Origin of the sequence: Streptomyces sp. V1I1, assembly GCF_030817355.1 — a bacterium.
Classification (GTDB): Bacteria; Actinomycetota; Actinomycetes; order Streptomycetales; family Streptomycetaceae; genus Streptomyces.
Genome location: NZ_JAUSZH010000001.1, coordinates 6405826 through 6424084, shown reverse-complemented (window position 1 = coordinate 6424084; position 18259 = coordinate 6405826). Strand labels below are relative to the sequence as shown.

14 protein-coding genes are annotated in these 18259 nt (G+C 69.7%); 4 read left to right on the top strand and 10 right to left on the bottom strand.

The window, feature by feature from the left end:
• Positions 1 to 34: 34 nt before the first annotated feature.
• From gap to QFZ67_RS30010, 8 genes are all read right to left on the bottom strand, one after another.
• Positions 35 to 1039, bottom strand: coding sequence for a type I glyceraldehyde-3-phosphate dehydrogenase (gene gap, locus QFZ67_RS30045; protein ID WP_307664192.1), 1005 nt, complete (start codon positions 1037 to 1039; stop codon positions 35 to 37).
• A gap of 180 nt (positions 1040 to 1219) precedes the next feature.
• Complete coding sequence (locus QFZ67_RS30040) at positions 1220 to 4165, bottom strand: M14 family metallopeptidase (RefSeq protein WP_307664191.1); 2946 nt, start codon at positions 4163 to 4165, stop codon at positions 1220 to 1222.
• A gap of 218 nt (positions 4166 to 4383) precedes the next feature.
• Positions 4384 to 5373 carry a DNA-binding protein WhiA gene (gene whiA, locus QFZ67_RS30035; protein ID WP_215093490.1) on the bottom strand — a complete coding sequence of 330 codons (990 nt, stop codon included), beginning with the start codon at positions 5371 to 5373 and terminating at the stop codon, positions 4384 to 4386.
• Positions 5364 to 6398: a uridine diphosphate-N-acetylglucosamine-binding protein YvcK gene (gene yvcK / locus QFZ67_RS30030; protein WP_307664190.1), complete on the bottom strand. Its 1035-nt coding sequence runs from the start codon at positions 6396 to 6398 to the stop codon at positions 5364 to 5366. Before yvcK ends, whiA begins: the two co-directional genes overlap by 10 nt.
• Positions 6395 to 7333 (bottom strand): RNase adapter RapZ, encoded by a 939-nt coding sequence (rapZ, locus tag QFZ67_RS30025; protein ID WP_307664189.1) that lies wholly within the window; start codon positions 7331 to 7333, stop codon positions 6395 to 6397. Before rapZ ends, yvcK begins: the two co-directional genes overlap by 4 nt.
• The gene (gene uvrC, locus QFZ67_RS30020; RefSeq protein WP_307664188.1) at positions 7330 to 9300 is read right to left on the bottom strand and encodes an excinuclease ABC subunit UvrC; all 1971 of its coding nucleotides are present in this window, start codon (positions 9298 to 9300) and stop codon (positions 7330 to 7332) included. Before uvrC ends, rapZ begins: the two co-directional genes overlap by 4 nt.
• Before the next feature lie 208 nt (positions 9301 to 9508).
• On the bottom strand, positions 9509 to 10333 hold the full coding sequence (locus tag QFZ67_RS30015; RefSeq protein ID WP_307666016.1) for a hypothetical protein: 825 nt from the start codon (positions 10331 to 10333) through the stop codon (positions 9509 to 9511).
• Between the two features lie 5 nt (positions 10334 to 10338).
• Positions 10339 to 10959 carry a papain-like cysteine protease family protein gene (locus QFZ67_RS30010; RefSeq protein ID WP_307664187.1) on the bottom strand — a complete coding sequence of 207 codons (621 nt, stop codon included), beginning with the start codon at positions 10957 to 10959 and terminating at the stop codon, positions 10339 to 10341.
• 240 nt (positions 10960 to 11199) lie between these two features.
• Between QFZ67_RS30010 and QFZ67_RS30005 the strand changes: the two genes are divergently transcribed.
• Complete coding sequence (locus QFZ67_RS30005; protein ID WP_307664186.1) at positions 11200 to 12132, top strand: hypothetical protein; 933 nt, start codon at positions 11200 to 11202, stop codon at positions 12130 to 12132.
• Positions 12133 to 12148: 16 nt separating this feature from the next.
• On the opposite strand, the gene QFZ67_RS30000 is transcribed toward QFZ67_RS30005, so the two are convergent.
• The gene (locus tag QFZ67_RS30000; RefSeq protein WP_307664185.1) at positions 12149 to 12577 is read right to left on the bottom strand and encodes a Rieske (2Fe-2S) protein; all 429 of its coding nucleotides are present in this window, start codon (positions 12575 to 12577) and stop codon (positions 12149 to 12151) included.
• A 114-nt stretch (positions 12578 to 12691) separates the two neighbouring features.
• On the opposite strand from QFZ67_RS30000, the gene QFZ67_RS29995 reads away from it, so the two are divergent.
• Positions 12692 to 13588, top strand: coding sequence for a carbohydrate kinase (locus QFZ67_RS29995; RefSeq protein ID WP_307664184.1), 897 nt, complete (start codon positions 12692 to 12694; stop codon positions 13586 to 13588).
• A 108-nt stretch (positions 13589 to 13696) separates the two neighbouring features.
• On the opposite strand, the gene uvrA is transcribed toward QFZ67_RS29995, so the two are convergent.
• A complete protein-coding gene (uvrA, locus tag QFZ67_RS29990; RefSeq protein ID WP_307664183.1) occupies positions 13697 to 16693 on the bottom strand; it encodes an excinuclease ABC subunit UvrA in 2997 nt (998 codons plus the stop codon).
• Between the two features lie 201 nt (positions 16694 to 16894).
• On the opposite strand from uvrA, the gene QFZ67_RS29985 reads away from it, so the two are divergent.
• Together QFZ67_RS29985 and QFZ67_RS29980 are read left to right on the top strand one after the other, a co-directional pair.
• Entirely contained in the window at positions 16895 to 17587 is a 693-nt protein-coding gene (locus tag QFZ67_RS29985) for a maleylpyruvate isomerase family mycothiol-dependent enzyme (RefSeq protein WP_307664182.1), read from the top strand.
• A gap of 9 nt (positions 17588 to 17596) precedes the next feature.
• Positions 17597 to 18253, top strand: coding sequence for an MBL fold metallo-hydrolase (locus tag QFZ67_RS29980; protein ID WP_307664181.1), 657 nt, complete (start codon positions 17597 to 17599; stop codon positions 18251 to 18253).
• Positions 18254 to 18259: the final 6 nt, after the last annotated feature.

The following is an 18259-nucleotide window of genomic DNA, read 5'->3' as shown; positions in this document are numbered from 1 at the left end:
CCTGTCGCTCACATCGTGGTGCTCTCGTTGCAGATCAGAGCTGGCCGCCGACGAAGACCGTGAGGTCCACGAGACGGTTGGAGTAGCCCCACTCGTTGTCGTACCAGCCGATGACCTTGACGTTCTTGCCCTGGACCATGGTCAGGGAGGAGTCGAAGGTGCAGGAGGCGGGCCAGTTGACGATGTCCGAGGAGACGATCGGGTCCTCGGTGTAGTCCACGATGCCGTTGAGCTGACCCTCGGCCGCCTTCTGGAACGCGGTGTTGACCTCGTCCTTGGTGACCTCGCGCTCGAGCTCGACCACCAGGTCGGTCACGGAGCCGGTGGGGACCGGGACGCGCATCGCGATGCCGTCGAGCTTGCCCGCCAGCTCCGGGATGACCAGCGCGGTGGCCTTCGCGGCACCGGTGGTGGTCGGGATGATGTTCTCGGCGGCGGCGCGGGCGCGGCGCAGGTCCGAGTGCGGGAAGTCCAGGATGCGCTGGTCGTTCGTGTACGCGTGGACCGTGGTCATCAGGCCCTTGACGATGCCGAAGTTCTCCAGGAGAACCTTGGCCATCGGCGCCACACAGTTGGTGGTGCAGGAGGCGTTGGAGATGACGTGGTGGTTGGCCGCGTCGTACTTGTCCTGGTTGACGCCCATCACGATGGTGATGTCCTCGTTCTTGGCCGGAGCCGAGATGAGGACCTTCTTGGCACCGCCGGCGATGTGCTTCTCGGCGTCGGCCTTCTTAGTGAAGATGCCGGTCGACTCGATGACGATGTCGACGCCCAGCTCGCCCCACGGAATGTCGGCGGGGTTGCGCTCGGAGAGCACCTTGATGGTGTGGCCGTCGACCGTGATCGTGTCGGCGGTGTGGGTCACCTCGGCCTTGAGGCGGCCGAGGATGGTGTCGTACTTCAGCAAGTGGGCCGTGGTCGCAGTGTCACCCAGGTCGTTGACAGCCACGATCTCGATGTCTGCACCCTGCTCCAGCAGCGCGCGGAAGTAGTTACGACCGATGCGGCCAAAGCCGTTGATGCCTACGCGGATCGTCACGAACCGATCTCCTCGTTGGTACGCCGGTTTTAGACGCCGGCGAGTTGTATGGGATGTCCCCGACCGCCTACGACCCTACCTCCATGAGGGCCCCGGAGTGACATCGAGTGGCTCCGTGCGTGGCACGGCGGTCCGTACCCCCCAGTAGGGTCCACGGACCGCCGTTCCGGCTACGCAGCGTCAGCGCCGGAGCGCGCTGAGAGCCTTTCCGATGAGCTGCTTGCGGTCGGCCGCGCCGGGCACATGCTCCAGGCCGAAGCCGATGAGCACTGTGTCCCGGGTGGTGACGGCCGAATGGGCGTGGAACAGCGCCTGGGCGCGTGCCCAGTCGCCGGTATTGCCGGGGCTGCCGGCCGGCGGTCCCGCGACGGTCCACGGGCCGAGCGCGGTCTCGAAGCCCTCGGGACCCTGCGGGGTGCCGCCGACGACGAGCTTGGTGTCGTCGACGAAGGCGCCGATTCCGCCGGTGCCCGGGTCCGTGATGTACGAGATGGAGAGCTCGACCTGCTTGCCCGGGTAGGCGCTGAGGTCGACGGAGACGGGCTGCCAGCCGTTGGAGGAGCCGGTGAAGCGGTTCCAGGCGCCCGTGGTGCCGGTCGGCGTGCAGCCGCTCTCGGCGACGGTCAGGTAGTGGGCGAGGAACGGGTGGCCCTCTACGTAGAAGCCCTCCTCGCACTGGACGGGCACCTCGGTCGTGGTGCCGCCGTTGGCGTCCGGCAGGGTCGTCCAGTCGTCCTGGCCGACCGTGTGCGCCTCGACGACGACGTTGTCGTAGCCGCGCTCGGTGTCATGGCTGAGCTGGAACTGCAGGCTCGGCTTGGCACCGGCCGCGGTGCCGGTCAGATCCACGGTGCGCGACAGCCGCATGTACGCGTCGTCCTCGTGCTTCGCCGCCGCGAACCAGGATCCGTCGGCCGGCTCGAACGGGGTGCGGATGCCCGGGTAGCCGCCCGCGGCAGCGCTCTTGAACTGCGGGAACTGGTCCGGCTTCAGGGTGTCCGAGGTGATCGTGTACGCCCCGGCCAGGTCGAGCGGGTTCCCGGCCGCGGCGGCGAGTGAGGCATTCGCGCCCGCGAGCCTTCCGGTGCCCGCGAAGGAGAACGGGGACTTCAGCCCGACGCGGTTGTACGCGCCGAGGTAGTACTGCGCGAAGTCGTTGGAGTCGGCTCCGCCGAGGTCGACGTCGCCGCCGGCCAGCTCACCGGCGTTGATCAGCCTCCCGCCCTCGTTGAGGTAGTCCCGTACGGCGCCCGTGGTCGCTGCGGAGGGCTGTCCCGCGCCGGTGTACCAGAGGACCGTCTTGAAGTGGCCGAGCACGCCGAGGGCGTCCGGGACGCCCTGCGTGGCGACGTCCCAGACCGAGGCCCTGTGGCCGTTGTCCGCGAGGGCCCTGGTGTACGCGGCGGTGTGCTGCGCCGGGGTGGTGCCGCCCTCTTCGGCGATCACCAGCGTGTTGCCGCGCGGCCGTTCGGCGACCGTGTAGGTGAAGTGCTCGCTGGAGGTGGGTTGTCCGGCCTTGGTCTCACCGGTGAACCAGACCTCGACCTTGTCGCCGACATCGCCATCCTGGACCTTGGCGCGGTACTCGTCGAAGCGGATGTTGTCGTCGCCGCCGTAGACCTCGCCGCCCTTCCAGGCCCTGAGCGCCTGATCGTGCGTACGGCCGCCGTTGACGCGGTACTTGAGCTCCTTGTCGCGTACGGACTTGCGCGCGATGACGGAGACTTCCTGGTCGCCGCCGCGGGCGTAGGAGGTGGTGAAGGCGTCGGGGGTGAAGTCCGCGGCCTTCAGGCCGATCGAGGAGGACGGCTGGTCGGGGTGGGCCGCGGTTTCGGCGACGGAGAGCGCGAACGGGATGTTCTTGGCGAACTCCTGCTGGATCAGCTTCTCGTCGTCCGGGAAGGTGAAGATGGACGCGCAGTCGGCAGCGTTCCAGGGGTCGTTGGGGTCGATCCTGGAGGCGGTGGCGCAGGTCGACATCTCCGGGGTGTACATCATCATCCCGTTGACGTTTGCCGCGTGGCCGTCGGCTTCGCCGTTGGTGGTGTAGAGCTCGGAGGACACCTGGGGGCGGTAGCCGGGGACGGCGGAGTTCTGGGGCGTACCGGCGAGGGACTCGTACAGGACGTCGTCGGGCGTCGGGGTGGCGACCTGCCAGCCGACTCCGTACAGGAGCAGCTGGGCCGCGGAGTGGTAGTTGATGCCGTACTCGAAGCCGATGCGCTTCTGGAAGGCGTCGAGCGCCTTCGTCTCGGGCTCGGAGGCCGGACCGGTGCCGCGGTAGGTCTCGGATGCCGGGTCGGGGGACGAACCCTCGTTGTCGTAGCCCCACTTGTAGGCGAAGTTGCGGTTGAGGTCGACACCGTCGCCGGGGGCGATCTTGCCGTCGCCGTTGTTGTCGCGGAGGTTCTTGCGCCACTGGCGCTCGGCGGTGCCCTTGAACGTGTAGTCGTAGCCGTCGGGGTTGGCGGAGATGACGAACCACAGTTCGGTGGAGTCGACGATCTTCGTGATCCGCGGGTCCTTGCCGTAGCCCGCGAGGTAGTGGTGCATCAGCCGGCGGGTCATTTCCGGGGTGATCCACTCGCGGGCGTGCTGGTTGGACATATACAGCGCGGCGGGCTTGGAGCCGTCCTTGTACTTCTTGGCGCCCTTGCTGAGCTTGAGGGCGAGGATGTCCTGGCCCCCCACGGTCTTGCCGATGCTGACGACCTTGGTGAGGGCGGGATTGGCCTGCGCGGTGGCGAGGATCTCGCGCTTCAGGCCCGTCTCGCCGCCGTACGGGCGGAAGACGCCGTCGCCCGCGGCGGCAGCGCGCTTCTCGGCCGTGGCCGAGACGGTGTGCTCGGTGATGCCGATGCCCTGCTCGCGCAGTTCGCCGGCCTGCTGTTCGGTGAGGTAGAGCTCGACGGTGGCGGTGCCCTTGTCGGGCACCTGCTCGCTGAGTTCATGTCCGTCGGCGCCCGCCGCGAGGATCAGCGGGACCTGGGCCTTGGTGACCTTCGCGTGCCATACGGCAAGTCCGTCGTCGTCACCCCCCTGTTCCGCCTGGGCGACCGGCGCGGCCGCCAGTCCGGCCATCAGCAGTGAAGCCGCGGCGAGGATCGATCTCGCTCTGCGTCTCATGAGCCCCCCTTTTCTTTTGTGTGCCACGAAAGTGGACAGACGACAGGCTCATGACACTTCATGATCATGTCAAGAGCATACAAATAGACATAACACCGCTGTCGGCGCCGGGAAGGCGCCGACAGCGGTGGGTCGATCATGGCGGTGGACATTCAGCCGGAACTCCGTCGGGAATCAGGCGGGACTCAGCCGCGGCTCAGGCAGGACTCAGCAGGGACTCAGCCGACGAGACCGTCGGCCATTTCCTCGGTCAGATTGGACTCCGTACCCGGAATGCCCAAGTCCTGGGCCCGCTTGTCGGCCATCGCAAGCAGCCGGCGGATACGGCCCGCGACCGCGTCCTTGGTCAGCGGTGGGTCGGCCAGCGCACCCAGCTCCTCGAGCGAAGCCTGCTTGTGCTCCATCCGCAGCCGGCCGGCCGCGGCGAGGTGCTCGGGCACCTCCTCGCCGAGGATCTCCAGCGCGCGCTGCACCCGGGCGCCCGCGGCGACCGCGGCGCGCGCCGAGCGGCGCAGGTTGGCGTCGTCGAAGTTGGCGAGGCGGTTGGCAGTGGCGCGCACCTCGCGGCGCATCCGCCGCTCCTCCCAGGCCAGCACCGACTCGTGCGCCCCAAGGCGGGTCAGCAGCGCGCCGATCGCGTCCCCGTCGCGCACGACGACGCGGTCCACGCCGCGAACCTCGCGCGCCTTGGCGGCGATGGAGAGCCGGCGGGCCGCGCCGACGAGAGCCAGAGCCGCCTCCGGGCCGGGGCAGGTGACCTCCAGCGAGGAGGAGCGGCCCGGCTCGGTGAGCGAGCCGTGTGCCAGGAACGCGCCACGCCAGGCGGCCTCCGCGTCACAGGTTGCACCGGAGACGACCTGCGGGGGCAGCCCGCGGATCGGGCGGCCCCGGCCGTCGACGAGACCGGTCTGGCGGGCCAGTTGGTCACCGCCGGCCACCACTCGTACGACGTAGCGCGAGCCGCGGCGCAGTCCGCCGGGCGCCATCACCATCAGCTCGGAGCTGTGCCCGAAGATCTCCAGGATGTCCCGCTTCAGCCGGCGCGCCGCGATGCCGGTGTCCAGCTCCGCCTCGATCACGATGCGGCCGCTCACCAGGTGCAGCCCGCCCGCGAACCGAAGGATCGCCGAGACCTCCGCTTTTCTGCAGCAGGTCCGGGTGACGGGAAGCCGGGAGATTTCGTCCTTCACCGCTGCCGTCATCGCCATGGGCCGATCCTTCCATGCATCCGAAAAATACGGTCGTACGCGGCGGCCAACAGCTCCGGATCATGCTTCGGAACGCCGTCGGGCGAGGCCACGGGGGCCAGCTCGACCGCGGCGCCGAGCCGCGTGGCGGCTTCGGCGAGGGACTCACGGTCGGGCACGGCGGCCTCGTCGGCCAGCACCACGTCCAGGGCGAGTTTAGGCGCGTGTCGTCCCAAAACCTCCAAATGACGCTGCGGTGAGAAGCCATCTGTTTCGCCGGGCTGCGGCGCGAGGTTGAGCGAGAGGACCCGGCGGGCCTTCGTCTCGATCAGCGCGTCCAGCAGTTCGGGCACGAGCAGATGCGGGATCACCGATGAGAACCAGGAACCCGGGCCGAGCACCACCCAGTCGGCGTCCAGGACGGCGGCAACGGCCTCCGGGACGGCGGGCGGGTCGTGCGGGACGAGGTGCACCGACTGCACCTCACCGGGCGTGAGCGCGACGGTCGCCTGGCCGCGCACGGTCTCCACGTCGTTCGGGCGAGCCGGGTCGTGGCCCCGGACCAGCGCCTGCAACTCCAGCGGGACGGCGGACATCGGCAGCACCCTGCCGTGCGCGCCGAGCAGCTTGCCGACCAGGTCCAGGGCCAGGACATGGTCGCCGAGCTGCTCCCACAGCGCCACTATCAGCAGATTGCCGACCGCGTGTTCATGCAGGTCGCCCTGGGACTGGAAGCGGTGCTGGATCACCCGGGCCCAGGTCTGGCCCCAGTCGTCGTCGCCGCACAGCGCCGCCAGGGCCTTGCGCAGGTCACCGGGCGGCAGCACGCCGAGCTCGTCGCGGAGCCGGCCGCTGGAGCCGCCGTCGTCGGCGACGGTGACGACCGCGGTGAGGTCGCCCGTGATACGGCGCAGGGCCGTGAGCGACGCGGACAGGCCCATGCCGCCGCCGAGCGCGACGACCTTGGGCTGTGCGCCGCGCTTCCGCCCGGTCGGCGCATGCGTGGACCTGCGCAGTCGCCGCAGACGGAGGTTGCGTCCGGTCACTCGCGCCCCATGTCCCGGTGGACAACGACGGTCTCGATCCCCGCGGACGAGAGCCTGGCGGCGAGCTTCTCGGACGTGGCGACGGAGCGGTGCTTACCGCCGGTGCAGCCGACCGCGATGGTCACATACCGCTTGCCCTCGCGGCGGTAGCCCGCGGCGATCAGCTGAAGCAGCTCGGTGTAGCGGTCGATGAACTCCTTGGCGCCGGGCTGGTTGAAGACGTAGTTCGACACCTCTTCGTTGAGGCCGGTGAACGGACGCAGCTCCGGAACCCAGTGCGGGTTCGGCAGGAAGCGCATGTCGACGACGAGGTCCGCGTCGACCGGCAGTCCGTACTTGAATCCGAACGACATCACCGTGGCCCGCAGCTCCGGCTCCTCGTCGCCCGCGAACTGGGCGTCCATCTTGGCGCGCAGCTCATGGACGTTGAGGCTGGAGGTGTCGATCACCAGGTCGGCGTCGCCGCGCAGCTCGCGCAGCAGGTCGCGCTCGGCAGCGATGCCGTCGACGATCCGGCCGTCGCCCTGGAGGGGGTGCGGCCTGCGGACCGACTCGAAGCGGCGGACCAGGGCGTCGTCGGAGGACTCGAGGAAGACGATCCGCCGGGTGACCTGCTTGGTGTCCAGGTCGGCGAGGGACTGGCGGAGGTTGTCGAAGAACCGCCGGCCGCGTACGTCGACGACGACGGCGATCCGGGCGACATTGCCCTGCGAGCGTGCGCCGAGCTCCACCATGGTGGGGATCAGCGCAGGCGGCAGGTTGTCGACGACGAACCAGCCGAGGTCCTCCAGACACTTCGCGGCCGTGCTGCGCCCGGCGCCCGACATTCCGGAGATGATCACCAGCTCGGGGATTGCCGCGTCCGCGGCCCCGCCGGGCTCGATCGTGGTGCCCGTACTCACGTCTGCTGCTCCGTCTCCATCGTGCTCATTCATGTCCTGCTGCCCCCGTCGTTCTCTTCAATGATCTCTCCTGTTGCCGTATTCACGGCAGGAGCGGCCGGAGCCGCCTGGGCGAGGGCCACCACGACGGACTCCGCCGTCTTGCGGCCCATGCCTGGAACCTCGCAGATCTGCTCGATTGTCGCCTGCTTCAGCCGCTTCACCGAGCCGAAATGCTTGATCAGCGCCTGTTTCCGGGTTTCGCCGAGACCCGGGACCGCGTCCAGCGGGCTGGTCCTGATGCGCTTGGTCCGCTTGGAGCGCTGGTAGCGGATGGCGAAGTCGTGAGCTGTGTCACGGACCCGCTGAAGGAGATACAGCCCCTCGCTGGAGCGCGGCAGGACCACCGGGTCGTCGTCGTGCGGCAGCCAGACCTCTTCGAGGCGCTTGGCCAGTCCGCACACGGCGACATCGTCGATGCCGAGTTCGTCGAGGGCGCGCTGGGCGGCTGCCACCTGCGGCTGTCCGCCGTCCACGACGACGAGCTGCGGCGGATACGCGAAGCGCTTGGGCTTGCTTTCGTCCTCCGGGGTGTCGTCGCCGATCCACTCCCCCGTCCTGTCCTTCTCCGCCAGATAGCGCTTGAAGCGGCGGCTGATCACCTCGTGCATCGAGCGGACGTCGTCCTGGCCCTCGAAGCCCTTGATCTGGAACCGGCGGTACTCGCTCTTGCGCGCCAGGCCGTCCTCGAAGACGACCATGGACGCCACCACGTCCTCGCCCTGGAGGTGCGAGATGTCGAAGCACTCGATCCGCAGCGGCGCCGAGTCCAGGCCGAGGGCCTCGGCGATCTCCTCCAGGGCGCGCGAGCGGGTGGTGAGATCGCTGGCGCGTTTGGTCTTGTGCAGGGCCAGGGCCTGCTGGGCATTGCGCTGGACCGTCTCCATCAGGTCCTTCTTGTCGCCACGCTGAGGGATACGGAGTGAGACGTTCGAGCCGCGCCGGCCGCTCAGCCACAGACTGACCGCGTCGCTGTCCTCGTGGAGGGCCGGCACGAGGACCTCCTTGGGGACCGCGTCGCCCCGCTCCTCGCCGTACAGCTGCTGGAGCGCGTGCTCGACGAGGCCGGCGGTGTCGACGGCCTCGACCTTGTCGGTGACCCAGCCGCGCTGGCCGCGCACCCTGCCGCCGCGGACGTGGAAGATCTGCACCGCGGCTTCGAGCTCGTCCTCGGCGACGGCGATCAGGTCGGCGTCGGTGGCGTCCGCGAGCACGACGGCGTTCTTCTCCAGGGCCCGCTTGAGGGCCTCTATGTCGTCACGCAGCCGGGCCGCCCTCTCGTACTCCATCTCCTCGGCGGCCGCCATCATCTGCTTCTCCAGACGGCGGATGTACGTGCCGGTGCGGCCGGCCATGAAGTCGCAGAACTCCTCGGCCAGTTCGCGGTGCTCCTCGGGGGTGACCCGGCCCACGCAGGGCGCGGAGCACTTGCCGATGTAGCCGAGCAGACAGGGGCGGCCCTTCTGCTGGTGATTCCTCAAGACCCCGGCCGAGCAGGTGCGTACGGGAAAGACCCGCAGCATCAGGTCGACGGTCTCGCGGATCGCCCAGGCGTGGCCGTACGGACCGAAGTAGCGCACGCCCTTCCTCTTGGCGCCGCGCAGCACCTGGACCCGCGGGAAGTCCTCATTGAGGGTGACCGCGAGATACGGATAGCTCTTGTCGTCCCGGTACTTGACGTTGAACCGCGGGTCGAATTCCTTGATCCAGGAGTACTCCAGCTGGAGCGCCTCGACCTCGGTGGAGACCACCGTCCACTCCACGGAGGCCGCCGTGGTGACCATGGTGGCGGTGCGCGGGTGGAGATTCGCCACGTCCTGGAAGTAGTTGGCGAGGCGCTGACGCAGGCTTTTGGCCTTCCCGACGTAGATCACCCGGCGGTGCTCGTCGCGGAATTTGTAGACCCCCGGCGAGTCGGGGATCTGTCCCGGCTTGGGGCGGTAGCTGGAGGGGTCTGCCATGTCGACCAGCCTACTGGCGCGCAGTGACAGTGCGGGCCGGGACCGGGCGCCCGGCACCGTGGGGAAGCGCCGGGCGCCCGGGGCTCGTCGGGGCTCCGCCCCGAACCCCCTCCCCCCACCTCAAGCGCCGGAGGGGCTGAAATTCAGCCGCCCGGCGTTGAGGGCACGACCGAAGGCCGTACGCGGTCCGGGGCGGAGCCGCGGCCGATCAGGCGCGGCGGCGCAGACGGACTGCCGCCGGCCCGCACAGGACGAGGGCCGCGAGGGCGCCTGCTCCGGCGGCCGCCGAGGCGAAAGTGACGCCGCCGTTCCTGTCTTTCTCCTCATGCACGGCGTAGCCGCCCGCGCCGCCCTTCTTCGCGTACGCCGACCCCGGGAGCTTGTCGGCGTACGCGGCCCGGACCCGGTCCTGGTAGGCGGTGAGCGTCGTGCCGCGGCTGCCCACCGCGCGTATCGCGTCCTCGTCCAACGGGAGCACCTTCGTGCCCTTGTTGACGTACCAGGCGTCGATCTGCGGTTCGCGGAAGACGGTGCCGCCGGGGAGCTTTTGGTCGCCGAGCCGCGCGTAGCGGAACTCGTCGTCGCCGGTGGCGATGTTCACCACCTGCCACTGACCGCCCTGTCGGGCCGTCCACAGCGAGGCCTGCTGCCCGTCCGACGAGACCGCCCGACTGGCGAGGAACTCCTCCTTCGCCACGGGAGCTCCCGCCTTTCCGGCCACGAACTCCGGGGCGAGCGTGTGGACGGGGACGGTCGCGCCTTCGACGCGGGGAGCCGCCGCCGCCTTGCTGACGGCACCGTCGCGGGCGAAGAAACGGGACAGGGTCTCCAGGGTTGCGGGGGCCGTGGCGACGCGGCGGGCCGCGGCCCGGTCCGCCGCCGAGGGGCCGGTGGAGGTGGCGACGCCGGTGGCGGTGCCTACGCCGGTGGCCGTGCCTGCGCCGGTGGCCGTACCGATGGCGCCGAGGGAGAGGCAGGCCGCGACGGCGGTGGTGACGGCGGCTCGCGCGGTCGCTCGTGAGGTCCTCTTCATCGCGCTCACGCCCCGATCCGGTAGAGCGAGTGGGTCCAGGAGAAGGAGCTGTTGTTGACGTACCAGGCGTGGGAGGCCCAGTTGTAGCGGTCGCTGGAGGGCCATGGATCGCCCCAGTAGACCCAGCTGTTCGCGGTGTCGTAGCCGTAGATCACATGCATATGGCCCCCGCCGCTCGACCACTGGATACGGGTCTCGATGGGGCGGTCCGCGTCGATCTCCGTCTGCACGGTCGGGTAGCCCAGCCAGCCGGTGACGTACGAACCGGAGTTGATGCCCGCCCAGCGCAGACCGTTCTGCACATTGCCCAGCGTGGCCTGCGAGTTGGGGCACTCGCTGCCCTGCTGGCGGTTGAAGGCGGCGTTGCAGAACTGGTTCTGCGAGTAGTTCCTGCCGAAGTACGCGGCGATGGTGTTGCCGCCCGCTGCCCAGCACCAGTTGGTCTTCTGCTGGGCCTGCATGGCTATGTTCAGGCGCCTCCAGGCGAGGGCGGACGAGTCGGACTGGTCGTCGGTCGGCGCGGCGGTCGCCGTCGACAGGGGCAGAGTGAACAGTGCGGCGAGAACGACGGCTGCGGCGGACAGCCGTCTGATTGCTGTGCTCTTTGGCTTGCTCTCTGTGCGCATCGCGTTCCTCCCGGTGGGGGTGGGGATGGAGGATCGCGTCCGGACGCTGCGGATGAGCATCAGTCCTTGTCGGAGGCGGGTCAACACGCTTCAATGCGGGGTGACACGGCGCTGTGAACGCTACGGCCGGGATGTGAACACCTCCGTCCCGCTCCACCTGGACGCCGGTCGCCGCCCACCCACAGCGGCTCGCCCCTGTCGTGAACGTTCACTCAATTCCCGCAAGTCGCTGGAGGAACCATGGGCCACACCGAGGCCGATCTGGCGCAGGTGCTGCACACCGGCCCGTTCCATCTGGCGCTACGCGCTGCCCTCGCGGTGCGCGGGCTGCCGCTCCAGCGCGTCCAGCACCATCTCGCGCACCGCGGGATAAAGGTGGGCGTGACCAGCCTCAGCTACTGGCAGCAGGGCGCGCGCCGCCCGCAGCGCCCCGAGTCGCTGCGCGCCGTGCGTGCTCTGGAGGACGTACTCGAACTGCCGGGGAACTCGCTGATCCGGCTGCTCGGCGTCGGAGAAGGCGGCGCGCGAACCGATTTCGAGCGCCCCGCCACGCGCTCCTACCGCTCACTGGTGGAGGCCTCCGGCGCGGTGGAGCAGCTGCTTGCCGACCTGGAGTCGCCTGCGGACGGCGGGCTGCACACGGTGGGCCACCACGAGCGGGTACGGATCGGGGCGGGGCGCGAGCTGCTGGGGCGCGATTCGGCGCATGTCGTACGCGCCCACCGCGACGGCATCGACCGCTATCTGGCCATCCACCACGGCGATCCGGGCTGCGATCCCGCGCGGGTGGAGGTCAGCGCGCTGGAGAACTGCCGCACGGGGCGGGTGCGGTGGAACCGGGAGACCGGGGTGCTGATCGCGGAGCTGCTCTTCGACGCCCGGCTGCGCGCGGGTGAGACGTACCTCTTCGGCTACGGCTTCGAGGACGGGACCGGCGGGCCGAGCGAGGAGTACGTCCGCGGCTTCAGCTTCGCGGGCGGGCAGTACGTCCTGCAGGTGCGCTTCGACGAGGGTGCGCTGCCGGTGCGGTGCCGGCGGTTCGCGCAGGCCACGACGGGAGCGCCGCGCGGCGCCAGGACGGATCTGACGCTGAGCGGCCGGCACCGCACGGTCCATCTGGTGGAGCAGGGCGTACGGCCGGGGATCCTGGGGATCGACTGGGACTGGGACTGACGCTCGCTGTCGTGCTTTACGCCTCGGGGCCGACGACGAGCTTGCCGCCCTCGGCCTTGATCGGGACCTCGGGGAGCGGCACGGTCGCCGGGCCCTGGAGCGCCTTGCCGGTCGTGACGTCGAAGCGGCTGCCGTGGCAGGGGCAGTTGCCTTCGGTGCCCTCGACCTTCTCGAGGACACAGCCCGCGTGCGTGCACTGCGCGCTGAATGCCTTGTACTGGCCCTTGGCCGGGCAGCTCACGACCAGGCGCTGCTCGCGGTAGAGCTTGGCGCCGCCGACCGGGACGGCGTCGGCCGCGCCGAGATCGACGGGTGCGGTGGGGGTGGGGTTCTCGGCGTGGCCGAGCTTCGATTCGGTGGAGCAGGCCGCGACCCCCAGCCCGGCTGCCCCGGCGAGGGCGGCGCCTTTCAGCACGGTACGGCGGGCGGCTGGCTGGCCGGACATGGAAACTCCACTGATCAGGGCGTCGGTGACAGACCCGACGATACCGGCGGAGATCGGCGGCCCTCCTGGCGGGCTCCCTGGTCGCCCCCGCAAGGGATGGGTTACGTTCTCGCCGTGATCGTCGTCGCCGGAGAGTCCTTGATCGACCTGGTCCCGCAGGGGGTCGGCGACCCGCTGCCCATGCTGCTGCCGCGGTTCGGCGGCGGTCCGTACAACACGGCTGTCGCGCTCGGCTGGCTCGGCGCGACGGTCGGCTTCTGCTCCCGGGTTTCGACGGACGGCTTCGGCGAGGCACTGCTGGCCGGGCTGCGTACGGCGGGGGTCGGGACGTCCCTCGTCCAGCGCGGGCCCGAGCCGACGACGCTGGCGGTCGCGAGCATAGGCGCGGACGGCTCCGCCGGGTACCGCTTCTATGTGCAGGGCAGCGCGGACCGGCTCTTCGAGCTGCCGCCCCAACTGCCGGATTCCGTACGGGCACTGGCCCTCGGGACCTGCTCGCTGGTGCTGGAGCCGGGCGCGAGTGCGTACGAAGCGCTGCTGCGACGGGAAGCGGGGCGCGGGATCTTCACGCTGCTCGACCCGAACATCAGGGCCGGTCTGATCCCGGACGCGGACGCCTACCGGGCGCGCTTCGCCGGCTGGCTGCCGTATGTGTCGCTGCTGAAGCTGTCGGAGGACGACGCCCGGTGGCTCGGCGGTATGCCGGAGGGGCCCGCGGCGGTGGTGCTGACGCGGGGTGCGGCGGGGCTGTCGGTACGGACGCGGGGCGGGCTTGAGGTCTCGGTCCCGGCCACGGCGGTGACCGTAGCGGACACGATCGGCGCGGGCGACACGGTGAACGCGGCCCTGCTGCACGGCCTCGCGGCCCGGGACGCCCTGTCGGCGAACGCCCTGGCCGGTCTGGGCGCGGAGGGGTGGCACGAGGTGCTGCACTTCGCGTCCCGGGCGGCCGCGGTGACCTGCTCCCGCACGGGCGCGGAGCCGCCGTACGCGTGGGAGCTGAACGGCTGACGGCTGTGGGAGAAGCCGGGGCCGTCCGGCAGCCGGTTCGTCCTCAAGCGCCGGACGGGCCGGATTTTCCAGCCCGTCCGGCGCTTGAGGACACGACGGTGACCGGCGTCAGGCCTTGCGGGCCGGGGCGGTCCTGGCCGTGGCCGTCTTCTTCACCGGCGCCGCCTTCGCGGCGACCGCGTTCTTCGCCGCGGCGGTCTTCTTGGCCGCCGCCTTCTTCGGCGCCTTGCGCGCCGCCGGCACCACCGCGTCACTGATCCGCTCGGCGTCCAGGATGTCCCGCAGGAACTTGCCGGTGTGGCTGGTCGGCACTCCCGCGACCTGCTCCGGGCTGCCCTCGGCGATGACCAGGCCGCCGCCGTTGCCACCCTCCGGGCCCATGTCGACGACCCAGTCCGCGGTCTTGATGACGTCCAGGTTGTGCTCGATCACGATGACCGTGTTGCCCTTGTCGACCAGGCCGGAGAGCACATTGATCAGCTTGCTGATGTCCTCGAAGTGCAGACCGGTCGTCGGCTCGTCCAGGACGTAGACCGTGCGGCCGGTGGAGCGCTTCTGGAGCTCCGAGGCCAGCTTCACACGCTGGGCCTCGCCGCCCGAGAGCGTCGGCGCGGACTGGCCGAGCCGCACATAGCCGAGGCCCACCTCGTGGAGGGTCTTCAGATGACGGGCGATCGTCGGGACGGCCTCGAAGAAGTCCAGCGCCTCCTCGATCGGCATGTCCAGCACCTCGGCGATGGACTTGCCCTTGTAGTGGACCTCCAGGGTCTCCCGGTTGTAGCGCGCTCCATGGCAGACCTCGCACGGGACGTACACATCCGGCAGGAAGTTCATCTCGATCTTGATGGTGCCGTCGCCCGAGCAGTTCTCGCAGCGGCCGCCCTTGACGTTGAAGGAGAACCGGCCGGGGAGATAGCCCCGGACCTTGGCCTCCATCGTCTCCGCGAAGAGCCTGCGGACATGGTCGAAGACGCCGGTGTACGTCGCCGGGTTGGACCGCGGCGTACGGCCGATGGGCGACTGGTCGACATGCACCACCTTGTCGACAAGGTCGTCGCCGTCGACCCGGGTGTGGCGGCCCGGCACCGACTTGGCGCCGTTCAGCTCGCGGGCCAGGTGGGTGTAGAGGATGTCGTTGACCAGGGTCGACTTGCCGGAGCCCGAGACACCGGTGACCGCGGTGAGCACGCCGAGCGGGAACGAGACGTCGATGTCGCGCAGGTTGTTCTCACGGGCGCCGTGGACCGTGAGCTGACGGGTCGGGTCCATGGGCCGGCGGATGTCGGGCGTCGGAATGGACCGCTTCCCCGCGAGGTACTGCCCGGTCACCGAGTCCTTGTTGGCGAGGAGATCCTTCAGCGAGCCGCTGTGCACGACCTTGCCACCGTGCTCGCCGGCGCCCGGGCCGATGTCGACGACCCAGTCGGCCACCTTGATGGTGTCTTCGTCGTGCTCGACGACGATGAGGGTGTTGCCCATGTCGCGCAGCCGGACAAGGGTCTCGATGAGCCGGTGGTTGTCGCGCTGGTGCAGGCCGATGGACGGCTCGTCCAGTACGTACAACACTCCGACCAGGCCGGAGCCGATCTGGGTGGCGAGCCGGATCCGCTGGGCCTCGCCGCCGGAGAGCGTGCCGGCCGCGCGGTTCAGCGAGAGGTAGTCGAGGCCCACGTCGACCAGGAACTTCAGCCGTTCGTTGACCTCCTTGAGCACCCGCTCGGCGATCTTCTTGTCGCGGGCGTTCAGCTTCAGCTCGCCGAGGAAGTCCGCGCACTCGCTGATCGACATCGCGGCGACGTCGGCGATGGACTTCTCCATCACCGTGACCGCGAGGACGATCGGCTTCAGCCGGGTGCCCTGACACGTCGGGCAGGGCACCTGGCGCATATAGCCCTCGAAGCGCTCCCTGCTGGAGTCGCTCTCGGCCTCGCTGTGCCGCCGCTTGACGAACTGGACTGCCCCCTCGAAGGCGGGCGAGATGTACGCCCGCTCCCGTCCGTATCTGTTGCGGTAGCGGACCTCGACCTGGGTCTTGTGTCCGTACAGCAGGGCCTTCCTGGCGCGCTGCGGCAGCCCGGCCCAGGGCATGTCGGTGGAGAAGCCGATGGCCTGGGCAAGACCGCCGATCAACCGCCCGAAGTACTCCTTGGTGTGGCCGTGCGACCAGGGGTGGATCGCTCCGTCGTCGAGGGACCTCTCCTCGTCCGGGACGATCAGCTCGGGGTCCACCTCCATGCGCGTGCCGATGCCGGTGCAGTCGGGGCAGGCGCCGAAGGGTGAGTTGAAGGAGAAGGAGCGGGGCTCCAGCTCCTCGAAGGACAGGTCGTCGTACGGGCAGTAGAGATGCTCCGAGAACATCCGCTCGCGCTCGGGGTCGTCCTCGGCGAGATCGACGAAGTCGAGGATGACCATGCCGCCGGATAGCCCGAGCGCGGTCTCCACCGAGTCGGTCAGCCGGCGCTTGGCGCTGTCCTTGACGGTGAGGCGGTCGACGACCACCTCGATGGTGTGCTTCTCCTGCTTCTTCAGCGTGGGCGGCTCGGCCAGCTGGATCGTCTGTCCGTCGACCCGCGCCCGGCTGTATCCCTTGGTCTGGAGATCGGCGAAGAGGTCGACGAACTCGCCCTTGCGCTCGCGCACGAGGGGAGAGAGGACCTGGAAGCGGCTGCCCTCGGGCAGCTCCAGCACCCTGTCGACGATGGCCTGCGGCGACTGGCGCGAGATGGGCCGGCCGCACTCGGGGCAGTGCGGCTTGCCGATACGGGCGAAGAGCAGCCGGAGGTAGTCGTAGACCTCGGTGATGGTGCCGACCGTCGAGCGCGGGTTGCGCGAGGTCGACTTCTGGTCGATGGAGACGGCCGGGGAGAGGCCCTCGATGAAGTCGACGTCCGGCTTGTCCATCTGGCCGAGGAACTGCCGGGCGTACGAGGAGAGCGATTCGACGTACCGGCGCTGCCCCTCGGCGAAGATCGTGTCGAACGCGAGGGACGACTTGCCCGACCCCGAGAGCCCGGTGAACACGATGAGGGAGTCACGCGGGAGGTCGAGCGAGACGTTCTTGAGGTTGTGCTCGCGAGCGCCACGAACGATGAGACGGTCGGCCACGCCGGTCCGCACCTTTCTTGAGAGAAGCGGGGGCACAGCCCCCGTCCCAGACTATGGGGGCCGCCGGATCGTTTGGATTCCAAGCTGTGAAATGCCTGCTGCAACCAGGATGCCTCCACTGAGCCTATAGCACGCGCATTCGAATTACGGCCACGCGCTACCACCTTCACCCGATCGAGTCACGGGGCTATCGTCGGCCCCATGATCGATCCCTTGCGTGACCTGGCCTCTGTACGTGAAGCCACCGACCGGCTCCTCACCGCAGCCGCCGGTCTTGACGACTCCGGGGCCGCCGCACCGTCCCGGCTCCCGGGCTGGAGCCGCGGCCATGTGCTGGCCCACCTCTCCCGTAACGCTGACGCGCTCGTAAATGTTCTCGAGGGCCGCCCGATGTATGTGAGCGCCGAGGCGCGCGAAACGGACATCGGGCGGGACGCACACCGCCCGCTCGCCGCCCAGCTCGCCGACGTACGCGAGAGTGCCGTCCGCTTCCAGTCCGCGTGCGAGGTCCCCGCCGACTGGAGGCGCACGGTCGAGCTGCGCAACGGCATCACGGACGCCGCGGCCCGCGTCCCCTTCCGCCGGCTCGTCGAGGTCGAGCTGCACCACGTCGACCTGGACATCGGCTACGAGCTGGAGGACCTGCCCGAGGAGTTCACCGATCGGGAGATCGCCTTCCTCGCCCATCGCTTCTCCGGGCGCGCGGACGTCCCGCCGACCCGGATCGTCGCGGCCGGCAAGGGCTCCGGCGAGTGGCACACGGGCGGCACGGAGGGCGCCCCGGTGACGGTCACCGGCCCCGCCCCCGCACTTCTCGGGTGGCTCGCCGGCCGCCGCGACGGGGCGGATCTGGACACTGCGGGAGGCCTGCTTCCGGCACTGCCCCCGCTATAGGCTGACCCCATGACGTACAGCGGAGTGGTGAAGGTCGGCGGCGCTGCGGATGTGCACGAACTCCCAGACCTGATGATCTCCAAGGTCGCGGTCGGCCCGATGGACAACAACGCCTATCTGCTGCGCTGCCGGGCCACCGACGAGCAGTTGCTGATCGACGCGGCCAATGAACCCGAGACGCTGCTGACGCTGATCGGTGACGACTCCATCGCGTCCGTCGTCACCACCCACCGCCACGGCGATCACTGGCAGGCGCTGGCCGACGTCGTCCGCGCGACCGGTGCCCGCACCTACGCCGGCCGGTACGACGCCGAGGGCATCCCCGTCCCGACCGACGTGCTCGTCGAGGACGGGGACACGATCCGGGTGGGCCGCGTCGAGCTGACCGCCCGTCATCTCGTGGGGCACACTCCCGGCTCGATCGCCCTGGTCTACGACGACCCGCACGGCCACGCGCACGTCTTCACGGGCGACTGCCTCTTCCCCGGCGGGGTGGGCAACACGCGCAAGGACCCCGAGGCCTTCGCGAGCCTGATCAACGACGTCGAGACGAAGCTCTTCGCCGTGCTTCCGGACGAGACCTGGGTCTACCCGGGGCACGGCAAGGACACGACGCTGGGCGACGAGCGGCCGCATCTGCCGGAGTGGCGCAAGCGCGGCTGGTAGCGCTCT